The 21,103-nt window shown below is 64.3% G+C and carries 20 protein-coding genes and 1 tRNA gene; 15 read left to right on the top strand and 6 right to left on the bottom strand.

Features of this window, described 5'->3' with window-relative positions; translation table 11 throughout:
• Positions 1 to 2: 2 nt before the first annotated feature.
• Positions 3 to 1,697: an MFS transporter gene (locus IC761_RS01370; RefSeq protein WP_195801532.1), complete on the bottom strand. Its 1,695-nt coding sequence runs from the start codon at positions 1,695 to 1,697 to the stop codon at positions 3 to 5.
• 137 nt (positions 1,698 to 1,834) lie between these two features.
• On the opposite strand from IC761_RS01370, the gene IC761_RS01375 reads away from it, so the two are divergent.
• The 7 genes from IC761_RS01375 to IC761_RS01405 all read left to right on the top strand — a co-directional run bounded on the left by IC761_RS01375 (position 1,835) and on the right by IC761_RS01405 (position 9,586).
• Positions 1,835 to 3,190 (top strand): hydrolase, encoded by a 1,356-nt coding sequence (locus IC761_RS01375; protein ID WP_195801533.1) that lies wholly within the window; start codon positions 1,835 to 1,837, stop codon positions 3,188 to 3,190.
• Between the two features lie 34 nt (positions 3,191 to 3,224).
• Positions 3,225 to 4,592, top strand: a complete 1,368-nt coding sequence (locus IC761_RS01380) for a cytochrome P450 (protein ID WP_195801534.1) — start codon at positions 3,225 to 3,227, stop codon at positions 4,590 to 4,592.
• A 50-nt stretch (positions 4,593 to 4,642) separates the two neighbouring features.
• The gene (locus IC761_RS01385) at positions 4,643 to 6,052 is read left to right on the top strand and encodes an adenylate/guanylate cyclase domain-containing protein (RefSeq protein ID WP_195801535.1); all 1,410 of its coding nucleotides are present in this window, start codon (positions 4,643 to 4,645) and stop codon (positions 6,050 to 6,052) included.
• 188 nt (positions 6,053 to 6,240) lie between these two features.
• Positions 6,241 to 6,741: a tellurite resistance TerB family protein gene (locus IC761_RS01390; protein WP_195801536.1), complete on the top strand. Its 501-nt coding sequence runs from the start codon at positions 6,241 to 6,243 to the stop codon at positions 6,739 to 6,741.
• Between the two features lie 221 nt (positions 6,742 to 6,962).
• Positions 6,963 to 7,742 (top strand): SDR family NAD(P)-dependent oxidoreductase, encoded by a 780-nt coding sequence (locus IC761_RS01395; protein ID WP_195801537.1) that lies wholly within the window; start codon positions 6,963 to 6,965, stop codon positions 7,740 to 7,742.
• A 128-nt stretch (positions 7,743 to 7,870) separates the two neighbouring features.
• Positions 7,871 to 8,671, top strand: a complete 801-nt coding sequence (locus IC761_RS01400; RefSeq protein ID WP_195801538.1) for a glutamine amidotransferase — start codon at positions 7,871 to 7,873, stop codon at positions 8,669 to 8,671.
• Between the two features lie 102 nt (positions 8,672 to 8,773).
• Complete coding sequence (locus IC761_RS01405) at positions 8,774 to 9,586, top strand: enoyl-CoA hydratase (protein ID WP_195801539.1); 813 nt, start codon at positions 8,774 to 8,776, stop codon at positions 9,584 to 9,586.
• Between the two features lie 110 nt (positions 9,587 to 9,696).
• Here IC761_RS01405 and IC761_RS01410 read toward each other — a convergent pair.
• Positions 9,697 to 9,772: transfer RNA gene (locus tag IC761_RS01410), tRNA-Ala, on the bottom strand.
• A gap of 186 nt (positions 9,773 to 9,958) precedes the next feature.
• Here IC761_RS01410 and IC761_RS01415 point away from each other — a divergent pair.
• The 3 genes from IC761_RS01415 to folD are packed head-to-tail and all read left to right on the top strand — an operon-like array spanning position 9,959 to position 11,483.
• On the top strand, positions 9,959 to 10,249 hold the full coding sequence (locus tag IC761_RS01415; RefSeq protein WP_195801540.1) for a YggT family protein: 291 nt from the start codon (positions 9,959 to 9,961) through the stop codon (positions 10,247 to 10,249).
• A gap of 16 nt (positions 10,250 to 10,265) precedes the next feature.
• Positions 10,266 to 10,589 carry a DUF167 domain-containing protein gene (locus IC761_RS01420; protein WP_195801541.1) on the top strand — a complete coding sequence of 108 codons (324 nt, stop codon included), beginning with the start codon at positions 10,266 to 10,268 and terminating at the stop codon, positions 10,587 to 10,589.
• Positions 10,590 to 10,598: 9 nt separating this feature from the next.
• A complete protein-coding gene (gene folD / locus IC761_RS01425) occupies positions 10,599 to 11,483 on the top strand; it encodes a bifunctional methylenetetrahydrofolate dehydrogenase/methenyltetrahydrofolate cyclohydrolase FolD (RefSeq protein ID WP_195801542.1) in 885 nt (294 codons plus the stop codon).
• Positions 11,484 to 11,489: 6 nt separating this feature from the next.
• On the opposite strand, the gene IC761_RS01430 is transcribed toward folD, so the two are convergent.
• From IC761_RS01430 to IC761_RS01440, 3 genes are all read right to left on the bottom strand, one after another.
• Complete coding sequence (locus IC761_RS01430; RefSeq protein ID WP_195801543.1) at positions 11,490 to 12,971, bottom strand: M20 family peptidase; 1,482 nt, start codon at positions 12,969 to 12,971, stop codon at positions 11,490 to 11,492.
• Between the two features lie 66 nt (positions 12,972 to 13,037).
• A complete protein-coding gene (gene ppa / locus IC761_RS01435) occupies positions 13,038 to 13,574 on the bottom strand; it encodes an inorganic diphosphatase (RefSeq protein WP_195801544.1) in 537 nt (178 codons plus the stop codon).
• A gap of 177 nt (positions 13,575 to 13,751) precedes the next feature.
• Positions 13,752 to 14,261 (bottom strand): GNAT family N-acetyltransferase, encoded by a 510-nt coding sequence (locus IC761_RS01440; protein WP_027555342.1) that lies wholly within the window; start codon positions 14,259 to 14,261, stop codon positions 13,752 to 13,754.
• A 263-nt stretch (positions 14,262 to 14,524) separates the two neighbouring features.
• Here IC761_RS01440 and IC761_RS01445 point away from each other — a divergent pair, with 263 nt between their 5' ends.
• Genes IC761_RS01445 through IC761_RS01460 form a run of 4 tightly spaced genes read left to right on the top strand, consistent with a single transcriptional unit; the run spans position 14,525 to position 17,669 of the window.
• Entirely contained in the window at positions 14,525 to 15,409 is an 885-nt protein-coding gene (locus IC761_RS01445; RefSeq protein ID WP_195801545.1) for an alpha/beta hydrolase family protein, read from the top strand.
• Positions 15,406 to 15,873, top strand: a complete 468-nt coding sequence (locus IC761_RS01450) for a DUF2269 family protein (protein WP_195801546.1) — start codon at positions 15,406 to 15,408, stop codon at positions 15,871 to 15,873. Before IC761_RS01445 ends, IC761_RS01450 begins: the two co-directional genes overlap by 4 nt.
• A gap of 8 nt (positions 15,874 to 15,881) precedes the next feature.
• On the top strand, positions 15,882 to 17,201 hold the full coding sequence (locus IC761_RS01455; protein WP_195801547.1) for an SDR family oxidoreductase: 1,320 nt from the start codon (positions 15,882 to 15,884) through the stop codon (positions 17,199 to 17,201).
• A gap of 60 nt (positions 17,202 to 17,261) precedes the next feature.
• Complete coding sequence (locus tag IC761_RS01460; RefSeq protein WP_195801548.1) at positions 17,262 to 17,669, top strand: thiol-disulfide oxidoreductase DCC family protein; 408 nt, start codon at positions 17,262 to 17,264, stop codon at positions 17,667 to 17,669.
• A gap of 35 nt (positions 17,670 to 17,704) precedes the next feature.
• On the opposite strand, the gene IC761_RS01465 is transcribed toward IC761_RS01460, so the two are convergent.
• A complete protein-coding gene (locus tag IC761_RS01465; RefSeq protein WP_195801549.1) occupies positions 17,705 to 18,952 on the bottom strand; it encodes a flavin monoamine oxidase family protein in 1,248 nt (415 codons plus the stop codon).
• Positions 18,953 to 19,169: 217 nt separating this feature from the next.
• Here IC761_RS01465 and IC761_RS01470 point away from each other — a divergent pair, with 217 nt between their 5' ends.
• Positions 19,170 to 21,092, top strand: coding sequence for a DUF2339 domain-containing protein (locus IC761_RS01470; RefSeq protein WP_195801550.1), 1,923 nt, complete (start codon positions 19,170 to 19,172; stop codon positions 21,090 to 21,092).
• Positions 21,093 to 21,103 lie beyond the last annotated feature (11 nt).

Genomic DNA, 21,103 nt, shown 5'->3' on the forward strand with positions numbered 1-21,103 from the left:
GGCTAGTGTCTGACGCTGCTCCCCGCAGCGGTCGCAACCACCGGCAGCACTTCGGCGCTGGCGCGGTCCGGCGTCTCTTCCTTCGAGCGCACTGAGCCGAACGGCCGCTCCAGCATGCGGCGGATCCGCACCGGCTCGGGGCCGATGTGGAAGGCGATCGCTTCCTGATGCAGCGCGCGTTCCGACTGGGTCGCGCGATTGCGCTGACGGAGGTAGTCGAACCAGGTCGGGCAGTGATAGCGCTCGGTCCACAATTCAGGATCGGCGATGTCGCGCGCGATCGACCAGCCATAGGCGCCGTTGCGCTGCCTCGAGAGCTGCACGTCCTGCATCACATTGTGGAAGGCGCGCGCGTTCTCCTGGGCGACGCGGTATTCGATCTCCACCACCAGCGGTCCGCTGCGCCCGGTCAGCGACAGCTTCACTTCCGGATCGGCCAGCACCTCGGCGTCCTCGTTGCGGGCGCCGACGCGCGGCATCGCAAGCCAGATCCCCAGCAGCGGCGAGACCAGCATCAGGCCTGCCGCAACCAGCAGCGCAACCTCGACACCGGCATAGTCAGTGAGATGGCCCCAGCCCCAGGCGCCGATCGCGATGCCGCCGGAAATCGAGGCCTGGAACGCTGCGAGCGATCGTCCCGCGACCCAGCGCGGTGCCGAGAGCTGTACGCCGATATTGAACAGCGCCACCGCGGCCATCCAGACCGCGCCGGCCAGCACCAGCGCGGCTGCGGTCAGCACGGGTTCGGTGGAGAGCCCAAGCGCCGCCATCGCGAACGCCATCGAGACGGTGCAGGCGCGGATCGCCGCCTCGCCGCTCATACGCTTGCGTAGTTCGTGGATGTTGAGCGCTCCGACGACCGCGCCCATGCCGAAGGCGCCGAGCATGATGCCGTAGGTCTGCGCGCCGCCATGTAGCAGGTCGCGCGCGACCAGCGGCATCAGTGCCATCACGGCGCCGCCGATCAGGCCCATCACCAGCGTACGCAACAGCACGATCTTGATCGGCGGCGAATTGGTGATGTAGCGGAAGCCCGAGACCATCGCGCGGTTGAGTTTTTCCCGCGGCAGCCGGGATGGTTCGGTGGTGCGCCGCCACAGCAGCAGCACCACCAGCAGCGGCAGATAGAGGATCGCGTTGCAGGCGAACGCCGCCACCGCGCCGAGCGAGGCGACAATGACGCCGCCGACCGCTGGACCGAAGCTGCGCGCAATGTTGTAGCTGATGCCGTTGAGCGCCACCGCAGACGGCAGTGCGTCCGGCGGCACCTGCTCACTGACCGAGGACTGCCAGGCAGGACCGAACAGCGCGTTGCCGCTGCCGACGACGAAGCAGAAGGCGAGCAGCGTCTCCGGGGCGATCAGCTTGAGCCCGGCCAGGATCGTGAGCGCGGTCGCGCCGGTCAACGCGATCGAGAGTGCGACCAGGGTCACGATGCGGCGGTCATACATGTCGGCAATAGCGCCGGCCGGCATCGAGATCAGCATGATCGGCAGCATCAATGCGGTCTGCACCAGCGCCACCTTGTCGGCGGAGGCCGCCATCTGCGTCATCGCCCAGGCCGCGCCGACACCCTGGATCAGGAGGCCGAGATTGGAGAGCAGGCTGGCGAGCCAGATGCGCCGAAACACGGTGTATCGCAGCGGTGCCGTGATGCCGTCGGCGGAACGTCTCTGGCGGTTCGTCTGCTCGGTCATATCCCCTTCCAAGTCGTCTGGCAGAAATGGCTTGAATGATTCCGGCAGCTTCAGTGATGCCCGCGAAAGTCCTTCGCTGTCCAGTGGTTAGGCCGCTATAAGCGGTGCAAAGACATGGTTTTGCCGGGGAGGAGCAGATGACGCTGTCACGACGGACGATCCTGCTAGGGGCGGGTAGCCTGCCTTTCGCGGTTGCGAGCTTCCGGACCGCTGCACTGGCGCAATCGCCGTCGGCGGAAAAAGGCTACGACGTGCCGCCAATCCTGTTCGTCCACGGCAATGGCGATTATGACGCGGTCTGGATGACGACCATGTGGCGAATGGAATCCAACGGCATCGCGCGCGACCGCATGACGGCGATCAATTTCACCAACCCCACGGCGCGCGACGATAACACGGTCGCGCAAGCCAATTGTTCTTCGACCGAGGACCAGCGCCGCGAGCTTGCGGCGGCCATCACCGAGCTGAAGCACCGCACGGGCGCTCAGCGCGTCGCGTTGGTCGGCAGCTCGCGTGGCGGCTACACGATTCGCAACGCCGTCAAGAACGGCAACGTCTATGATGTCAGCCACGTCGTTCTGTGCGGTACGCCCAATCACGGCGTGTTCGCGTTGGATACCCGGCTCAACAGCGAATTCAACGGCCGTGGACCCTTCCTGAGCGGCTTGAACGCAGGCGACAGCGAGGTGACGCCAGGCGTGGCGTTCCTCACCCTGCGCAGCGACGGGATAGACAAATTTGCCCAATCCGGCACGCCCGATGCACCGACCGGTGTCACCCCCGACAGCGCGGTGCTGAACGGCGCCACCAATCTCAAGCTCGGCGCGCTCGATCATCGCGAGACGGCGTTTCATCCACGCGCTTTCCGCGAAATCTACAAGTTCATCGCGGGCCGCGAGCCCGCGCTGATCACAATCAAGCCGGAGCGGAGCGTTCGCCTCAGCGGATTGGTCACGGGCACGCCGGGCGGCATGCCCACCAACATTCCGGTGGCGGGGGCGACAGTCGAGCTATTCCACGTCGATCGCAACAGCGGCGAGCGCAGGGGCGATGTGGTGTACCGCTGGACGACGGCGGCTGACGGCCGCTGGGGACCGGCCGAGGTCGAGGCGACCTCGCCGATCGAGATCGTCCTGACCACGCCGGACGCGCCGACGACACATTTCTATCGCTCGCCCTTCCCGCGCTCCTCCAACGTCGTGCATTTGCGCGCCGCGCGCCCGTTCGCACCGGACGAGAAGGATGCCGGCGCCGTCGTGATCATGTCGCGCCCGCGCGGCTATTTCGGCCTGCCGCGCGACATCGTTCTGTTCGACGGCAAGGAGCCCGCCGACGTCACACCGGGCGTGCCTGCGGTGTCGGCATCAACCTTGCGCTTCCCGGCCAGCGAGGTCGGTCGTATGATCGTGGCCCAGTTCAACGAAGAACGAATTGTGGCAAGGATCTGGCCTGCTTCCGAGAACAGGATTGCGGTTGCCGAGCTGACTTACTAGCTGTTGAGGGACGTCTGATCTGCGGGAGCGAGCCATGAACATCGCCAGCGTGCGTCGGCCCATCGTCCCTCCGACCCCGCCGCGCGCGCCGGACGACATGTCGTTCTTCGCCCGGCTCGCGGTGATCAGGCAGAACATGATCGCGACCTGGGGGCAGCGCGCCTATGAAGAGGATATCGTCCAGGGCCGCTTCGTCCTGCGCAGGAGCTTTATCCTCAACCGGCCGGACGCGATCCGGCATGTCCTGCTCAGCAATTACGAGAACTACGCGCGCACGCCGGCGGGCATCCGCATGCTGCGGCCCGTGCTCGGCGATGGTCTCCTGATCGCCGAGGGCCACTCCTGGACGTTTCAGCGGCGTACGCTGGCCCCGGCGTTCACGCCGCGCGCCACCGCAAACCTCGTCCCGCACATGACGGCGGTGCTTGACGAGACCATTGCCAAGCTCGACGCCCAAACGGGTGCGCCGGTCGATCTGCGCGAGATCATGCAGCGCATGACGCTCGAGATCGCCGGCCGCACCATGTTCTCGTTCGGCATGGACAAGCATGGCCCGACCTTGCGCAATTTCGTGATGGAATATGGCGAGCGGCTCGCGCGGCCCTATTTCCTCGACATGGTGCTGCCGGTGACCTGGCCGACGCCCATGGATCGTGCCCGCGCGCGCTTCCGCAAGCGCTGGACCGAATTCGTCGCAATGCTGATCGCCGAGCGCCGTGCCGTGGGCAAGAAGGACGGCGCGCCGCCGAGCGACCTGTTCGATCTCATGGACGAGGCGCGCGATCCCGAAACGGGCAAGGGCTTTTCCGATGAACAGCTCATCGACGAGGTCGCAACGATGATCCTCGCGGGTCACGAGACCACGGCGACCGCGCTGTTCTGGGCGCTCTATCTGCTCGCGCTCGATCCGGAGACGCAGGAAGAAGTTGCCGTGGAGACGCGGGGTGAGCATCTCGACAGCATCGCCGACATCGACCGCCAGAAATTCACCCGTGCGGTGATCGAGGAGACGATGCGGCTGTACCCATCCGCCTTCCTGATCGCGCGTGCGGCGCGCGAGAAAGACAATGCTGCGGGCGTCGAGATCAGCAAGGGCGACATCATCATTATCGCGCCATGGCTCCTGCACCGGCACGAGAAGCTGTGGGAGCAGCCGAACGCATTCATCCCCAAGCGTTTCATGTCGAAGGAGGCTCCCGACCGCTTCGCGTATCTGCCGTTCGGTGCCGGTCCGCGCGTCTGCATCGGAGCGCCGTTCGCGCAAGCCGAGTCGGTGCTGGCGCTGGCCCGGCTGATCGGAGCATTCCGCGTCGAGCTCGCCGATACGACCCCCGTCATTCCGTACGGCGTCATCACGACGCAACCGGACCACTCACCCATGTTCCGCATCACGCGTCGGTGACAGGCATTCGTCTGGCCGATGGCGTGATCGACCCGAGATGGAGTTGCGCCATGAGCGACATCCAGGCCCAGTTTTCCGTTCTGAAGCAGACCGCCGACCCAAAGGTGGTCGACGCGATTGCGCATCTCATCGAGAACGGTGAAGATCACGAGCTCAATCGCGTCAACGTGCTCGACTTCTCCAGGGAGCACGGCCTCGACGAGGAGCACGTGATCTCCGCCTTCCTGCATTCGGCGCGACTCGGGCTGTTCGATCTCGGCTGGAACGTGCTGTGCCCGGGATGTGGCGGCGTGCTGGGCGCGCATTCGACCCTGAAGGCGCTCAAGCCCGATGACTATCACTGCGCGCTGTGCGCCTGTGGCTACAAGGCCTCCGTCGACGACCAGGTCGAGGTCTCCTTCACGGTGAATCCGCGCGTGCGGCGCATCGCGGCCCACGATCCCGACTCGCTTCCGGTGTGGGAGTATTTCAAGCAGGTGTTCTGGAGCTCCGGCGTCGATTTCAACAAGGAGTCGTTTGCGACGCTCGCCAATGAGGTGACGCTGGACACGATGGAGCTGCCGGCCGGCGAGAAGGCGACCATGTCGCTGCAACTGCCGAACGACTTCATCATCATCTTCGAGCCGGTGACGCACGCCGCCCAGTTCATCGACGTGCAGGGCGAGCCGACCAAGGACCGTCAGCAGCTTGCCATCATGTACAACAAGGTGCGGGCGCCGACCGGGACCACGACGATGCGCCCCGGTCCGTTGCGGCTGTCGCTGGAGAACCAGGCCGGCGTGCGCGTGCTGCCGTCGGTGTTCATCGCGGCCGAAGCGCTTCATCACCTCATCGGCCAGCGCAAGCCGTTCCTCACCGCCAAGCGGATGCTGTCGAACCAGACCTTTCGCGACGTGTTCAAGGCGGACAATCTCAGCCTCGACCAGCGGCTCCAGATCACCTCGCTGACCTTCCTGTTCACGGATCTCAAAGGTTCGACCGCGCTCTACGAGCGCGTCGGCGATCTTGCCGCCTTCGATCTCGTGCGCGCGCATTTCCATGCGTTGCTCGAGATCATCTCATCGGAAAAAGGCGCGGTGGTGAAGACGATCGGCGATGCCGTGATGGCGACCTTCGTGCGCCCCGAGCACGCGATCGTCGCAGGACTGCGCATGCGCGCGGCGATGGACGAGCTCAACAAGCAGCGCGGCACCGACGATCTGATCGTCAAGATCGGCATCCATGAAGGCCCCTGTCTCGCGGTGATGCTCAACGAGCGGCAGGATTATTTCGGCCAGACCGTCAACATCGCGGCGCGGGTGCAGAGCCTGTCGACGGCGCAGGAGATCCACATCACCGGCCCGGTGCTGGATGCGCCGGCGGTCGCCGAAGTCCTCAAGCAGCGCGAGATCAGACCGATCCAGAAACAGGCGGCGCTCCGCGGCATCGCCGACAAGATGGTGGTGTACGAGATACCGTAAGGCTTTGACGGTGTCTCCCCGATGGGTCCTGGCTTTCGCCAGGGCGACATCGAGGGTATGACGACGAGATATTGCCGAAACGTAATGCAGCGCGCGGAACTGACGCACGTTGCGCCGGTTGAGTTTCCCGCTCATATAAGGCTCGTAGCGGCCGCTTCCCGCGGCTTCATCGATTTCGGTAGGACTTCATGCTCGACGGCCTGCGCCAATTCATCGCTGAGATTGTGGCCCCTCATGCCGAGGGGCGCGCCTTTGGCGATAGCGATTATCGGTTGGCGGCAACCGCGCTACTGGTTCACGTGATCTCGCTGGACGGCCAGCCGACAGAGGCCGAGCAGCGCAAGTTGCACAGTCTGATCGAAAGCCATTTCGGGCTCGATCGCGGCTCGGCGGACCGGCTGATCGCGGACGCCACCCAGGTCGAGGGCGAAGCCGTCGACCTTTATCATTTCACCAGCGTCATGATGCGCTCGCTCGACGAAGCCGGCCGCAAGCGTATCGTCCAGATGATGTGGGAGCTGGTCTATGCCGATGGCCAGGTCACCGAGTTCGAGGACAATGTCGTCTGGCGCGCCTCCGACCTGCTCGGCATTTCCCAGCGCGACCGGATCGACCTCAAGCATGCGGTCGCGGACCGTGCCGGCGGTCAGGTGCAAGGTGAAGTGAAGGACAGCGCCGTCGGCGGCTGAGCCGCGCGGCATGATTGCCGGTTGTGCAGATCACATGACGAAACTTTAATGTAGCGGCTGGACCTCCCGGTTCCGGATTTTCTCTGTAAATCCGCGGTTTTTCTGGCTCCCTGTTGCCCACTCAGGCAGCCATGCTGCCAGCGACGCTTGCTTGTCGCAGGCGGCCTATGCTCTCGTTCCATCGTTATGAGCTAAAAAACTTGAATTAAGAGACTGCGATCGTGACTGAGCGGGTGACGCTGATTACCGGTGCCTCGGCGGGCATTGGCACGGAGCTGGCGCGCGTTTTCGCCGCCAACGGCCACCGTCTTGCGCTGACCGCGCGGCGGGCGGATCGGCTCGAGGCGCTTGCGAACGAGCTTTGCACCAAGGGCGGCAAGAAGCCGATCGTGATCGCCTGCGATCTCCAGGACGCGGACGCCGGCGAAAAGATTGCGGCAGCGCTCGCGGCCGAAGGCGTGGAGCTCGATTATCTCGTCAATAATGCCGGGTTCGGCGTGTTCGGCGATGCAATCGAATGCGATCGCGTCGCCCAGGTCGGTATCGTCGATGTCAACGTCCGTGCCCTGACGGATCTGTCGCTGCGCTTTGCCGATCAACTCATCCGCAACAGGGGCGGTCTGCTCAATGTTGGATCGGTCGCCGGCTTTCTGCCCGGCCCCGGCATGGCCGTCTACTACGCGTCCAAGGCTTATGTGATTTCACTGACCGAAGCCTTGCGCGCCGAGCTCGCGCCGCGCGGCGTGCGTGTCACCGTACTTTGCCCGGGTCCGGTGCAGACCGAATTCCAGGCACGTGCCGGCGTCGGTGCCGGACATGACACCGCCGTTCTCAACGTTCCTGCCGTGGACGTTGCGCGGCAGGCCTATCGTGGCCTGATGGCCAACAAGCGGGCAGTGCTGCCCGGCCTCGGCATCAAGATTGTGCCATTCGCGCTGCGTTTCTTCCCGCGCGGCTTCATCCTGTCCGCCACCAGTCGGTTCCAGCGGCAGCGGCACTGAACAAAGCCCGAAGCATCCGAGCTGGCCCGGAGCTTGCTTCAATATCGGTTGTGTGTGCGCAAACTCACACGATGTTAACCTTCGCTTAGCTATGCTGGCGGACTGAACCGATAGCATTTGGAAAGGCAATGTCGTTCCGGACGGACAGGCTTGGTGGTGCAGAGGTGGTGCCCTTCCGCAAGAGGGCGCCCGGCGCGACCGCCTCCGCCGGCGAAGCCCCGTTGCCGGTTCTGATCGTCCTGCATCAGGAATCCTCGACGCCCGGCCGCGTCGGCAATGCGCTCCGCGCGCTCGGCCATCGCCTCGACATCCGCAGGCCCCGCTTCGGCGATTCCTTGCCCGAGACGCTCGGGCAGCATGCCGGTGCCGTGGTCTTCGGCGGGCCGATGAGCGCCAACGATTCCGACGGCTACATCCGCCGCGAGATCGACTGGATCGAAATTCCGCTCCGCGAGCAGCGGCCGTTCCTCGGCATCTGTCTTGGTGCACAGATGCTGGCAATGCAGCTCGGGGCCCGCGTCGCGCCGCATGCCGACGCGCTGACCCAGATCGGCTATTACCCGATCCGCCCGACCGCTGCCGGACATGCGCTGTGCCCGGCCTGGCCGGCGCAGGTCTATCACTGGCATCGCGAAGGTTTCGAGCTGCCGGTCGGTGCCGAACTGCTTGCGGAAGGCGATGATTTTCCGAACCAGGCATTCCGCACGGGCAATGCCATTGGCGTGCAGTTTCACCCCGACGTGACCTACGCGATGATGCATTGCTGGACGACGCGCGGCTATGACGGCCTGTCCGCGCCCGGTGCACGCGAGCGGCATCATCATTTTGCCGACCGCGCCGTCTATGATGTCGCCGAACGCGCCTGGCTCGATCATTTCATCGACGGCTGGCTGGCGCGCCGACCGGTGCTGGCGCAAGCCGCAGAGTAACGTCGCCACTCCCGCACGCAGCCCTTGTTTCATCTCTGAATGTGCTAGGCTCGCTGCCAACGAGCGCGTGTGAAGACGCGCCGAGAAACAAGGGAGAGCGCCGTGGCCTACGAACACATTCTCTATGAGGTGAGCGACAAGATCGCGACCATCACGCTCAATCGTCCCGACCGCATGAATGCATGGACGCCGACCATGGAGCGCGACGTGCGCCACGCGATGGAGGCATCGAGCGCAGACGACAATGTCCACGTCATCGTGCTCACCGGCTCGGGCCGCGCCTTCTGCGCCGGCGCCGACATGGATGCGCTGAAGGGGCTCGATCCCAACGATATCAGGCGCGCCTCGAACCTGCCGCCCTTCGACATGAATCGCCGGCCGGACTGGCAGACGCGCTACGGCTTCTATCCGTCGATCGGCAAGCCGGTGATCGCGATGCTCAACGGCGCCACCGCCGGCATCGGCCTCGTCCACGCGCTCTATTGCGACCTGCGCTTTGCCGCCGACAATACGGTGTTCACCACCGCCTTTGCGCGGCGCGGACTTATTGCCGAGCATGGCATCAGCTGGATGCTGCCGCGTATCGTCGGCCACGCCAATGCGATGGATTTGCTGCTCTCGGCGCGGCGCGTGGCAAGCGACGAGGCGTTGCGGATCGGACTCGTCAACCGGCTTTGCCCGCCCGAAAAACTGCGCGAGGAGACCTATGCCTATGCGCGCGACCTCGCCGATTTCGTCTCGCCGAGCGCAATGGCCGTGATCAAGCGCCAGCTCTACGAGGTGCCGTTTCAGACGTTGGCCGAGGCCACGATCGAGGCCAACCGGGAGATGCTGGTCGCGCTCAACGGCAGCGATTTCCGGGAAGGTGTGGCAAGCTTTATGGAGAAACGGCCACCAAGGTTTACGGGGAAGTAGGGGGATTTGCCGGAGACCGTCCGTCTTCACCCTGCGGGCTTCGCCGGACACCACGCTTCACCCTTCAGGCTCTGCGCGGCCGCGCCACGCGGAGCCCGTAGGGCGAAGCGTGGTGGAGCCAGGCGGGATCGAACCGCCGACCTCGTCATTGCGAACGACGCGCTCTCCCAGCTGAGCTATGGCCCCTTTGCTGGCCGCTCTGGTCAACGCGGCCGACAACCGGGCGCCATTTAAGTCCCCGGCAAGGTCAAGTCAAGGACGGGTGTAACCCGGTTTTAGCCATCCGGGCGCCGACTTCCCTTGTTTGGGTCGGGGGGAACCGATATCTAGCCATGACCGTCCCATCGCACAGGCTCAGAGAGTGTTTCGCTGATGCGCCCGATCGTCTTCATCCTGATCCAGATCATCAATCTGTACATTTACCTGCTGATCGCATCGGCAATCCTGTCCTGGTTGATCGCGTTCAACGTCGTGAACACCCGCAACCAGTTCGTCGGCGCGGTCTGGGAGTTCCTTTATCGGATCACAGAGCCGGTGCTCGGCCCGATTCGGCGACGACTGCCCAGCATGGGCGGGCTCGATCTTTCTCCGATCGTCGCGTTCTTCGTGCTGTGGCTGATCCAGCTCTATCTCGCCGAGTACGTTTATCCGAACGTGCCTTGAGGCCGATGGAGTTCTGATGGCGCCTTGGCGGACCTCCACCACAGGCGTCACCATTGCATTGCGGGTGACGCCGCGCGGTGGCCGCGATGACGTCGACGGGATCGAGCAACTCTCGGACGGACGTGATGTCTTGAAGGTGCGCGTGCGGGCCGTAGCCGATGGCGGTGAAGCTAATCGTGCGGTGCTGGCGCTGCTGGCGAAATCGCTGGGCGTGCCCAAGGCCAGCGTGAGTCTTCTCTCCGGGGCGACGTCGCGGCTGAAGCAGGTTGCGATCGAGGGTGATCCGGCACGGCTCACTGAGGTGTTGCGCCAGCTCGCGCCGGACGGGTCACAGGCATAGGGAACTGACATGACGGCCAAGAACATCGATGGAAAAGTCATTGCCGCGGAGCTTCGCGCCCGCGTCGCCGACGAAGCCGCCCGCGTCAAGCGCGAGCACAATCTGGTGCCTGGCCTCGCCGTTGTCCTGGTCGGCAACGATCCCGCCAGCGAAGTCTATGTCCGCTCGAAGCAGACCCAAACCCAGGCCGCCGGCATGGCGTCGTTCGAGCACAAGCTGCCGGCCGACGTGTCGCAAGGAGATCTGCTCGCGCTCGTGGCAAAACTCAATCGCGATCCCGCCGTGCACGGCATTCTGGTGCAGCTGCCGTTGCCCAAGGGTCTCAACACCGAGGCCGTGATCAATGCGATCGATCCCGCCAAGGACGTCGACGGCCTTCATCCCAACAATGCCGGCCGGCTCGCCGGCGGTTTCGAGGCGCTGTCGCCCTGCACGCCGCTCGGCTGCATCATCCTGACCAAGAGCGTGCATGCTTCGCTCGAAGGCATGAACGCCATCGTCATCGGCCGCTCCAACCTGGTCGGCCGTCCGCTGGTGCAATTGCTGCTGAACGAGAACGCCACGGTGACGATCGCGCATTCGCGCTCGCGCGATTTGCCTGGGCTCGTGAAGCAGGCCGATCTCGTTTATGCCGCGGTCGGCAAGCCTGAGATGGTGCGCGGCGACTGGCTGAAGCCCGGTGCGACCGTGATCGACGTCGGCATCAACCGGATTCCAAAGGATGACGGCAAGACCCGTCTCGTCGGCGATGTCGCCTATCAGGAAGCACTCGGCGTTGCCGGCGCGGTGACACCGGTGCCGGGTGGCGTCGGCCAGATGACGGTCGCCTGCCTGCTGGTGAACACGCTGCGCGCGGCCTGTGCGATTGCGGGCCTACCGAAGCCGGCGGTGTAATTCACCTCACCCCGCCGTGTTCTCGATCAGCCGCCGGTAGAACCGGATCATGTCGGCATAGCCCTCGACGCTGAGGCGCTCGTTGGTGCCGTGGAATCGCTTGAGATCGTCGGAATTGGCGCGCACCGGCGAGAAGCGGAAGATGTTGTCGGTGAGGCCGGCATAGTGGCGGGAATCCGTCGCCGCGATCATCAGGCCGGGGGCCACGATCACGTCGGGAAAAACTTCGCGGATCGAGCGCGTCAGCGCCGCATAGGACGGGCTCGCGGTGCCCGTCACGGGCGGCGGGTCGGTATTGCCCGGGAACGTCGCGATCGAGATCTTGTCATTGGCGATCGTCGAGCGGACGTGATCGGTGACGCTGGCCTCGGTATCGCCGGGCAGCAGGCGGAAATTGACGGTCGCTTCCGCATTCCCGGGCAGCACATTGTCCTTGTCGCCGGCATTGAAGATGGTCAGCGCCGTGGTGGTGCGGACCATCGCTTCGGTCGGGCCGCTCTTCTCGAATTCGCGCAGCAGCAGCGGCTTGAACAGCCACAGGTTCGACAGCACCACGCGGTTGAAGCCGCCCATCTCCGGCGCCAGCGTGTCGAACATCTCGGCGACCGTGCCGCGGACATGCGGCGGCAGCCGGTGGTCTTCCAGCCGCGTCAGCGCGGCGCTCATCATCCCGATCGCGGTCTCGCGCGGCGGCATCGAGGAGTGCCCGGGCGCCGTATGTGCCGTCAGCACCAGCGTCGAATAGCCCTTCTCGGCAACGCCGATCAACGCTGCCGGCTTGTCGAGGCCCTTCATGATGCCTTCGGTGATCAGCAGGCCCTCGTCGAGCACGAAGTCGAGTTTGACGCCGCGCGCGGCAAGGGCGGCGGCGATCAGCCTGGCGCCGCGGGTGCCCGAGACTTCCTCGTCGTGGCCGAAGCCGAAATAGATCGTTCGCTTCGGGCGGAAGCCGTCTTTGGCCATCTGCTCGACGGCCTCGAGCATCGAGTAGAGATTACCCTTGTCGTCCCAGGAGCCGCGGCCCCAGATGTAGCCGTCCGCCACCGCGCCATCGAACGGCTTCTGCTGCCAGTCCTTCTCGGTGCCCGGCGCGATCGGCACCACATCCTGATGCGCGAGTAGCGCGATCGGCTGTGCCCTCGGGTCAGTGCCTTCCCAGGTGTAAAGCAGGCTGTAGCCGCCGATCACCTCGCGCTTGGCGGCGGCGTGGAAGGCCGGGAAATTCGCGGCGATATGAGCCTGAAGGCCGCGCAGCGCGTCCGCGTCCTGCTCCGGATTGAGGAAGTTCGAGATGGTCCGGAAGCGGATCGCTTCCGACAGGCGCCGCGCAGCCGCTTGCGCATCGACGGTAACGCGCGGGATCGCCCTGACCTGCACCTGCCGCGAGCCGCGCGTGACGACATTGTACGCCAACACGCCGGCGAGAACGACGAGGCCTGCGACGATCAGCAGGGCCAGATTGCGGACGATCTTGAGAAAGCGGCGCATTCGGTCTTCTTGCCCCGGACGCAGCGCAGCACGCAAGTGGTGCACCGCCTCGTCGGGTACGAAAGCTTACGCCTTCTTCTTTTTCTCGCGCTCGATGCCTTCGAGGATCAGCTTCTGCGCGTCTTCCGGGCCGCCCCAGCGCAGGATCTTCACCCACTTGCCCTTCTCGAGATCCTTGTAGTGCTCGAAGAAGTGCTGGATCTGCTGCAGCGTGATATCCGGCAGGTCGGAATAGGACTTCACCTTGTCGTAGCGCTGGGTCAGCTTCGACGACGGCACCGCCAGGATCTTCTCGTCGCCGCCGGCTTCGTCCTCCATGAACAGCACGCCGACCGGGCGCACGCTCATGACCGCGCCGGGGATGATGGCGCGGGTGTTGATGATCAGGACGTCGCAGGGATCGCCGTCATCCGACAGCGTGTGCGGGATGAAGCCGTAATTGCCGGGGTAACGCATCGGCGTGTAGAGGAAGCGATCGACCACCAGCGTGCCGGCTTCCTTGTCCATCTCGTATTTGATCGGTTCGCCGCCCACGGGGACTTCGATGACGACGTTGACGTCGTGCGGTACGTTTTTCCCGATCGAGATCGCATCGATACGCATTAAAAAGGCTCCGTTATTGCCGAAGTTAAATCTCGCCCGGCAGCGATTTTGGCGCTGTCATACGCGGGCTTGGCCCGCCGATCCATCGTGTTTTTACGAAATAATGAATCCAGCGATCACCGGCACAAAACGGCAAAGGTATCGCCGGGAGACGCTTCCGGTTAAGGCTTCAGCGGCTCAATTGGTCCAGGCGAAGGCGACCTTGTCGAGCGACTTCGGCCCGAACCGCTCCGAGGAACGCGCCACCATGCGGCCGCCCAGGGCCCGGTAGAACTCGGTGGCGGGATCATTGTCCGAGAGCGCCCACACCACCATGCTCTTCAGATTGCTCTGCATAAGGTCGCGACGGGCGGCGGCGAACAGGCGACGGCCGAAGCCGAGGCCCTGAAACTCGGGGCGAAGATAAAGCTCGTAGATCTCGCCGTCGAAATGCAGGCTACGGGCGCGGTTGCGGCCGTAATTGGCGTAGCCCGCGATCTTGTCGCCGAACACCAGCACACTGACGCGGCTGCCCTTGCGGATTGCGCTGTCCCACCACTGCGGACCGCGGCGGTTGATCAGCTTTTCCAGCTCGGCGCCGGGAATGATGCCCTGATAGGCGGAACGCCAGGCTTCGTCATGGGTCGACGCCACCGCAGTTGCATCTGCAGCTTTGGCCGGCCGGACCTCGATCAGGGTTGTGCTCATGGACGCGATCAAACCAAGTCGCCGCGCCGGCGGCAAGACCTATCGTTAATTATCGGTTAACCTGTGGACTTTCTGCATCAGTATTTTAACCATGTTGTACCGAAAGAGGACAAGACGCTGCCTTGAATGGCAACGGATTGCTGTGCGTCGGTGCAAAACTGCTTTGTGACAGCGCGCCTGAGGCGGGTAACGCAGAAAGTCCGCCCAGGATGATTCGTTCCCGCTAGTCTCGGCTTCGCTGCTCCCCGCGCTTCCGGCAATTCATGCGGCTTCTCGACACGCTTGCCCTCCTGCCTCTGCTGACCTTGCTGACCGCGCCGCCTTTGTGCGCTCAGGTCACCTTTGGTGCGTCGGGCGCGGAGGGCGAGCCATTTCGCCGACAGGAATGGCGCGTGCCGTCGCCGGATACCGACATTGCCGCGCATGCGCTGCTGTTTCGTCCCGTTGGCGCGGGCCCGTTCCGGCTTGCGGTGATCGCGCATGCCTCGACGCAGAACCTGCTGCGTCGTGTGCAAATGCCGCAGCCGGAATATCGCGCGCTCGCAGCGTTCCTCGTCGCGCGCGGCTTTGCCGTGCTGGTGCCGGAACGGCCCGGCCATGGTGCGACCGGCGGCCGCTATGTCGAAGACCAGGGCGGTTGTGACGAGGCGGACTATGCGCGTTCCGGCCGTGCCACCGCGGAGGAGATTTCGCTCGCGCTGGAATTTCTGCGGAAGCAGGATTTTATTCGCAAGGACGCCGCCATCGTGCTCGGCCATTCCGCCGGTGGCTGGGGCACGCTGGCGCTTGCCGATAGTGATCCGAAGGCGATTTCAGCGATCATCGCGTTCGCGCCGGGGCGCGGCGGCCACGCCAATGATGAGCCGAACAAGATTTGCGCACCACATTCGCTTCTCACGGCTGCAACGGAATTTGGCAAGACCGCGCGTATTCCCGTCACATGGCTTGTTGCGGCCAATGACAGCTATTTTGCGCCGGCGTTCTCGCGAGGACTGGCCGACGCATTTCGCAACGGTGGCGGCAAGGTCGATTTCGACACGCTCCCATCCGTCGGCAGCGAGGGCCATTGGATGATAGAGACCGAGGCCGGCGTCAAGGCTGCGGGGAGCGATCTCGATCGCGCGCTAAAGCCGGCGAAGAAACCATGACACTGTATTTTCTGGTCAAATATCTCCACGTGCTCGGGGCCATCGTCATCCTCGGCACCGGAACCGGCATCGCCTTCTTCATGCTGATGGCGCATCGCACGAACGACGCGTGGTTCATCGCGCGCACCGCTTCTGTGGTGGTGATCGCGGATACGATCTTCACGTTCTCGGCGGTGATCTTCCAGCCGGTCTCGGGCGGCTTGCTGATGATGCTCTCCAACACGTCGGCGGCCGAGCGCTGGCTGCTCGCCTCGCTGGTGCTCTACGTCATCGCGGGCCTGTTCTGGATTCCCGTCGTCTTCATGCAAATCGAGATGCGTGATCTCGCGCGGAAAGCGGCCGAGCAACGCAGCGCGCTCCCGGAGCGATACTTCGTGCTATTCCGCCGCTGGTTCGCGTTCGGCTTCCCCGGCTTCGGCGCGACGATGCTGATCTTGTGGCTGATGATCGCGAAACCGTTTTGAGAGATGTGATGAGTGAGCGCATCATTTTGGTGCTCGGCGCCTCCGGCCTGATCGGCCGCTTCGTCACTGACGATCTCCGCGCCCGTGGCTTTCGCGTGGTCGGCGTCGCGCGCAGCCTGTCGCCGGCGCAGAGAATGAGCGCGCTCGATATCGAGCTGCCGGTCTTGTCGCTCGATGCAGCCGCGCTGGCGGGTCTGTTGCGCGAGCATGAGGTCGATGTCGCCGTGAACTGCCTCGGCGTGCTCCAGGATGGTCCGGGCAGCGACACCAATGCCGTGCATCGTGATTTCGTCGCGCGCCTGCTTCAGGCGATCGGCGACAGCGGCCGGGCGATCCGGCTGGTGCACATTTCAATTCCCGGAACCGTGGAGGCGGATCGCACCGCCTTCGCCATGACGAAGCGTGAGGCCGAGCGGCTGATCGCGGCGTCCGGAATTCCCCATGCCATCCTGCGGCCCGGCTTTGTGGTGGCGCCGTCAGCCTATGGCGGCAGCGCCATGCTGCGCGCGCTCGCCGCCTTTCCGCTCGACCTGCCGCCCGCGGAGATGGCGACACCATTCCAGTCCGTCGCAGTCGAGGACATCGCCGCCACCATCGCCTGGCTCGCCGTGCGCGACATCGACGATGTCATCGTCAAAGCGGTGAGCTGGGACTTGATGCAAGCCGAGCCCATCGCGATGGCCGGTGTCATCAAGCAGTTCCGTTTCGCCTTCGGCACGGCTGGCTGGCCGCGGATCGCGATGCCGTCGTTGATGCTCGGTCTCGGCGCAAAAATCGGCGATTTCGCCAACACTCTCGGCTGGATGCCGCCGATGCGCTCAACCGCCATTGCCGAGCTGCGCCGCGGCGTGACCGGTGACCCCTCAGCCTGGATCGCGGCCACCGGCATCACGCCCAAGACGTTGGCGGAGACGATCGGGCGTCATCCCGCAACCATCCAGGACAAATGGTTTGCGCGGCTGTTCCTGATCAAGGCGCTGATCCTCGCAAGCCTGGTTGCATTCTGGCTCGTCTCGGGCTTCATCGCGCTGTTCGTCTCCTATCGCGCCGCTGCCGGCATTTTGAGTGCCCACAATTTCCCGCCGGCGCTGGTCGATCCCGTCACCGTCGGCACCAGCCTGATGGACATGTCGATCGGCGTGCTGATTGCCTTCCGCCGCACAGCAGCGATCGGCTTGGTTGCGGGCATCGCCGTCTCGCTCGGTTATATGTTCGGCGCAGCGATCCTGACGCCATATCTCTGGATCGAGCCGCTCGGGGCGCTGGTAAAGACAGGGCCGGCGATCGTGCTGATGCTCGTTGCACTCCTCATGCTGGATAACAGATAGCGTTTTCAAGCGAAGTGGATGCCGGTTCGCGTGAAGAGAACGCGTCAAAAAGAGAGTCTGATGCCAAAGTGGCCCGATGACGACGTGATTCTGTTCGACGGTGTCTGCATCTTCTGTTCGCGCTGGGTCCGTTTCGTCGCGCAACGCGACACGGCGAAGCGGTTTCGCTTCACGCCCATCCAGTCGGATTATGGTGCAAGGCTCGCAAGGACGTTCGGCATCGATCCCGATGATCCCGACACCAATGCCGTGGTCCACGGCGGCGCGGTCTTCATGAAGTCGGACGCCGCGCTGACCGTGTTGTCGCATCTGCCGGGCTGGGGCTGGACGCGCGCGCTTTTCGCGGTGCCGAAGTTTTTACGCGATCCCGTGTACAGCCTGATCGCGCACAATCGCTACCGCATCTTCGGGAAGTACGATGCGTGCTTTGTTCCGGATGCTGATTTGCGGGCGAGGGTGATCGAATAAACCCGTCATTGCGCTCGCAATGACGGAGTTTGCGGTTATGGTTTGCCCAGAGCAGCCAGCACTTCATGTGCCGCCCGCTCCCCGCTGTCGCGCGCCCCATGTGCCGTCGTGAAAAAATTCGGCGACGTCGCTTCGCCCGCGAAGAACAGCCGTCCATCCACCGGCGCGGCCAGCCCGGCGCGGTCGCCGGCATGGCCCGGCAGTGCGTGCGAGTAAGAACCTCGCGCGAAGGGATCGCGCCCCCAGCGCGACTCGTATAGCGGCTTCAGCTTCCGTCTGACGTCGTTGCCGAGGAAGCCTGCGATCTCGTCGATGCTGTGTGCGGCGATGGCGCCCTCGCCGGCATCTTCCAGCTTGCGCGCAAAGCTGCCGCCGAAAAAGCCCTCGATACAGGGTTGGCCGAACGGGCGGATATGGTAGGTGCCCATCTCGGTGCGCATGGTGGCGCCGCGCAGATTTCCTTCCCTCGGGAAGGCCTCGGCGTCGTCCAGCGCCAGCGTCACCTTGTCATCGACGCCGAGCGGCAGGCCGTGCGCGGCATCGACCTTGGCCGGCAATGGCGGTGAGAAGCGGATGGCTTCGTCTGCGATCAGATTGGTCGGCACGGTGACGATCGCCTTGTCGGCGGTCAGCGTGCCCTGCGACGTCTCGAGGCGAATGCGCTTGCCGGAATGATCGATCAGGGCGACGTTGCAGTTCAACGCCACCGGGCAAGACGTGCCATAGGCCGCGATCAACGCGCCATAGCCGCGGCGGACGCGCCAGTTGAGGTTGCTGTCCTCATAGGCGTCCCAGTCGAGCGTCGACATGTCCTTCAGCTCGCAGCCGTTGATATAGGTCGAGATGGCGTCGATCATGGGATTCCAGCGATTGCCGGGCTCGAGGCTCTGGCTCGCCGGCTCGTCCTTGCCCTTTTGCGCGGCCTGCCAGAGGCGCTCGTAAAAAGCGTCCATCGCGCGCATGAAATCGTCACGCAGGCGTTGCGGAAACGCATTGCCGAAGGCGCGCTCGCGCCAGGGCGGCAGGTCCTTGTTGATCTCGAAACCGAGCTGTTTGGCAATTCCGACGAAGGAGTTTCGGTCGGCCGTATGTAGCCAGCCGCAGCCGACGTCGAAGGTGACCTCAGGCGAGGCCTGCACGGTCCAGGCGCGGCCGCCGAGGCGGTTGCGTGCCTCCAGCACGATCACGGAAAGGCCGCAGCCTTGCAGCGCATGCGCGGCGCCCAGGCCGGCTGCGCCCGCGCCGATGATGGCGACCTCGACGGAGGAAGGGAGGGAAGTCATGGGCGGGCTCTAGCACGTCCGCGGAGCGTGCTGAAGCTCGCCTTCCGCAGTGAGCCCGGACCGTGGACGCAGCTCAGGAGGGGGCGACGCGATTGCAGCCAAAGCCGATGCGGCGTTCGGTCAACCCAGCTGACTTGCGTTTCTTCTGAAGGTTGTATTCAATGAATTTTTCACGTCCGGTTCATTTCAGATTTCATTTCAATCAGGGAATTTCAGCATGATCGACATTGATCCAGGTGGGGAGCACAAGCGAACCGCGGTACTGGCGGTTCACGGCATCGGCAGCCAGCGCGCGCTGGAGACCGTACGCGGTGTCATTCGCGGCGTCTGGCGCGATCGTGGCAATCCCGCGGACGCCGGCAAGCGGGTCTGGACGCATCCTGAGGCGAGCGGCATCGACATCGACCTCTCCGTCATGACGACCAACGAAGTCCCGGGAGCAAGGGACAGGCGCGTGGTGGATTTCCACGAGCTCTATTGGGCCCACCTGATGAGCGAGACCAAAGCGGTCGCTGTCCTGCTCTGGCTTTATGAGCTCGCCCGGAAGGGCCCGATCATGAGGCAAGGGCTCAATGGGCTGTGGTGGGTCGCCGCGATTTTCCTTTGCCTGATGAACCTTTCCTTTGCGCTGATGCTCCTCAAGGGCGTGTGGATGCTGTCACAGGGTTGCGCGCAAGGCTGCACGCAGAGCAGCGCGCAGAACATCCTCGTGGCGCCGTTCCTTCTGCTTTTCAGCAGCCTCGTCTTCGGCTTCGCTGTCGCCAGTCGCTGGCGGGCTTCGCGTCTGATCAAGGCACTGGCCTCGTTCTGTGCGCTGGGCCTCGCCGTCATCGTCGCCTATTTCGCACTTGAATGGGCCGTGCCGGCAAGGCCGGGCATTCCGGATGGCGCCGAGCTCGCCACCATTATCGGCTTGCCGACGCTGGATGCGTTGATCGCGACCTATCTCGTCATGGGGCAGCAGGGCCTGCGCGCCTTCTGGCGCACGCTCGTGGTCTCACTCCTGGTCGGCGCGGCCTTTGCTGCGATCGATCGCTACTGGTATCCGGACCACACCTGGGCGGAAACGCTGCTCAAGGCTTGGCCATGGGCGCTGAACTCGCCATGGGCGGTGCCAATCGCGGCAGGCGTGATCGGCATCTATCTCGCGGCCAACGGAGCTTTCCTCCAGCCTTATCTCGGCGATGCCGCGCGCTATTTCCGTGGCTCGCCGGCCAACGTCGCCGTTCGCCGTGCCATCAGGAAGGAGGCGGTGGACACGCTGGACCGCCTGCATACGTCAGGCAAGTACGACCGGATCGTGATCGTGGCGCACAGCCTCGGCTGCGTCGTCTCCTACGACATGCTGCGAGCCTATTTCAGCCGGGTTTGCGACGAGTTGCCGCCAGTCGCGCTGCTTGATCCGGAGTTTTCGGAGATCGATCGTGCGACGTGGCAGCCCGAACCCATCGCGCCCGCCAACGACAAGCGGCAGCTGCGCGAAAAGGCGCGGCTGTTGGTTGCCAACATCGCCGGCGTCACCGTCAAGCTGCCGATCGAGGAACGGCGCTTCAAAAGCTGGCTCGTGACCGATTTTGTCACGCTCGGAAGCGCGCTGTCGCACGCCTATTTCCTGATGTGCGAGGAGGCGAAGAAGGACGACGGCGACGATGCCGCCAGGGTGCCCGGAGAGCCCGTACAGAACGACGGTCACCAGAGGCTAAGGATGGATTTCAAGCGCCGGGTGGAGGAGCGAGAGTTTCCGACTTGCCCCCCGAAACAGCTCGACAATGACGGCCTGCTGGCCTTCGACAACTGGAAGACGAAGACGAGACAGTTCCACAACGGCGCGCTGTTCGGATTGACGCGCTGGACCAACATCTATTTCCCGATCGAGCAGATCTTCTGGGGTGACGCGATCGGTGGTCCGCTGGCTCCGATCTTTGGCCGTCACATCGTCGATGTCCCGGTCTCGACAAAGCAGGCAGGTGGCGCGGATTTCTTCACCCACACCGCCTATTGGGATGTCGATCGGGAGCCCGATACCCACAACGCGCCCCACATCGTCGCGTTGCGCGACGCGGTGGACCTCGCCGAGTCTGGATCGGCGATCGCCATTATCGATCGCGGCGAGAATGCGCTGGATGGAGACGCAGGCTAGAGCATGATCCG

Source organism: Bradyrhizobium commune (assembly GCF_015624505.1).
In the GTDB taxonomy this organism is placed as follows: Bacteria; Pseudomonadota; Alphaproteobacteria; order Rhizobiales; family Xanthobacteraceae; genus Bradyrhizobium; species Bradyrhizobium commune.

Bases quoted from the DNA above. Each gene is read 5' to 3' on its own strand.
- IC761_RS01450 (WP_195801546.1), top strand. From the start codon at position 15,406: ATGACACTGTATTTTCTGGTCAAATATCTCCACGTGCTCGGGGCCATC.
- IC761_RS01380 (WP_195801534.1), top strand. From the start codon at position 3,225: ATGAACATCGCCAGCGTGCGTCGGCCCATCGTCCCTCCGACCCCGCCG.
- ppa (WP_195801544.1), bottom strand. From the start codon at position 13,574: ATGCGTATCGATGCGATCTCGATCGGGAAAAACGTACCGCACGACGTC.
- IC761_RS01445 (WP_195801545.1), top strand. From the start codon at position 14,525: ATGCGGCTTCTCGACACGCTTGCCCTCCTGCCTCTGCTGACCTTGCTG.
- folD (WP_195801542.1), top strand. From the start codon at position 10,599: ATGACGGCCAAGAACATCGATGGAAAAGTCATTGCCGCGGAGCTTCGC.
- IC761_RS01375 (WP_195801533.1), top strand. From the start codon at position 1,835: ATGACGCTGTCACGACGGACGATCCTGCTAGGGGCGGGTAGCCTGCCT.
- IC761_RS01455 (WP_195801547.1), top strand. From the start codon at position 15,882: ATGAGTGAGCGCATCATTTTGGTGCTCGGCGCCTCCGGCCTGATCGGC.
- IC761_RS01385 (WP_195801535.1), top strand. From the start codon at position 4,643: ATGAGCGACATCCAGGCCCAGTTTTCCGTTCTGAAGCAGACCGCCGAC.
- IC761_RS01470 (WP_195801550.1), top strand. From the start codon at position 19,170: ATGATCGACATTGATCCAGGTGGGGAGCACAAGCGAACCGCGGTACTG.
- IC761_RS01400 (WP_195801538.1), top strand. From the start codon at position 7,871: ATGTCGTTCCGGACGGACAGGCTTGGTGGTGCAGAGGTGGTGCCCTTC.
- IC761_RS01415 (WP_195801540.1), top strand. From the start codon at position 9,959: ATGCGCCCGATCGTCTTCATCCTGATCCAGATCATCAATCTGTACATT.
- IC761_RS01440 (WP_027555342.1), bottom strand. From the start codon at position 14,261: ATGAGCACAACCCTGATCGAGGTCCGGCCGGCCAAAGCTGCAGATGCA.
- IC761_RS01460 (WP_195801548.1), top strand. From the start codon at position 17,262: ATGCCAAAGTGGCCCGATGACGACGTGATTCTGTTCGACGGTGTCTGC.
- IC761_RS01370 (WP_195801532.1), bottom strand. From the start codon at position 1,697: ATGACCGAGCAGACGAACCGCCAGAGACGTTCCGCCGACGGCATCACG.
- IC761_RS01420 (WP_195801541.1), top strand. From the start codon at position 10,266: ATGGCGCCTTGGCGGACCTCCACCACAGGCGTCACCATTGCATTGCGG.
- IC761_RS01430 (WP_195801543.1), bottom strand. From the start codon at position 12,971: ATGCGCCGCTTTCTCAAGATCGTCCGCAATCTGGCCCTGCTGATCGTC.
- IC761_RS01390 (WP_195801536.1), top strand. From the start codon at position 6,241: ATGCTCGACGGCCTGCGCCAATTCATCGCTGAGATTGTGGCCCCTCAT.
- IC761_RS01465 (WP_195801549.1), bottom strand. From the start codon at position 18,952: ATGACTTCCCTCCCTTCCTCCGTCGAGGTCGCCATCATCGGCGCGGGC.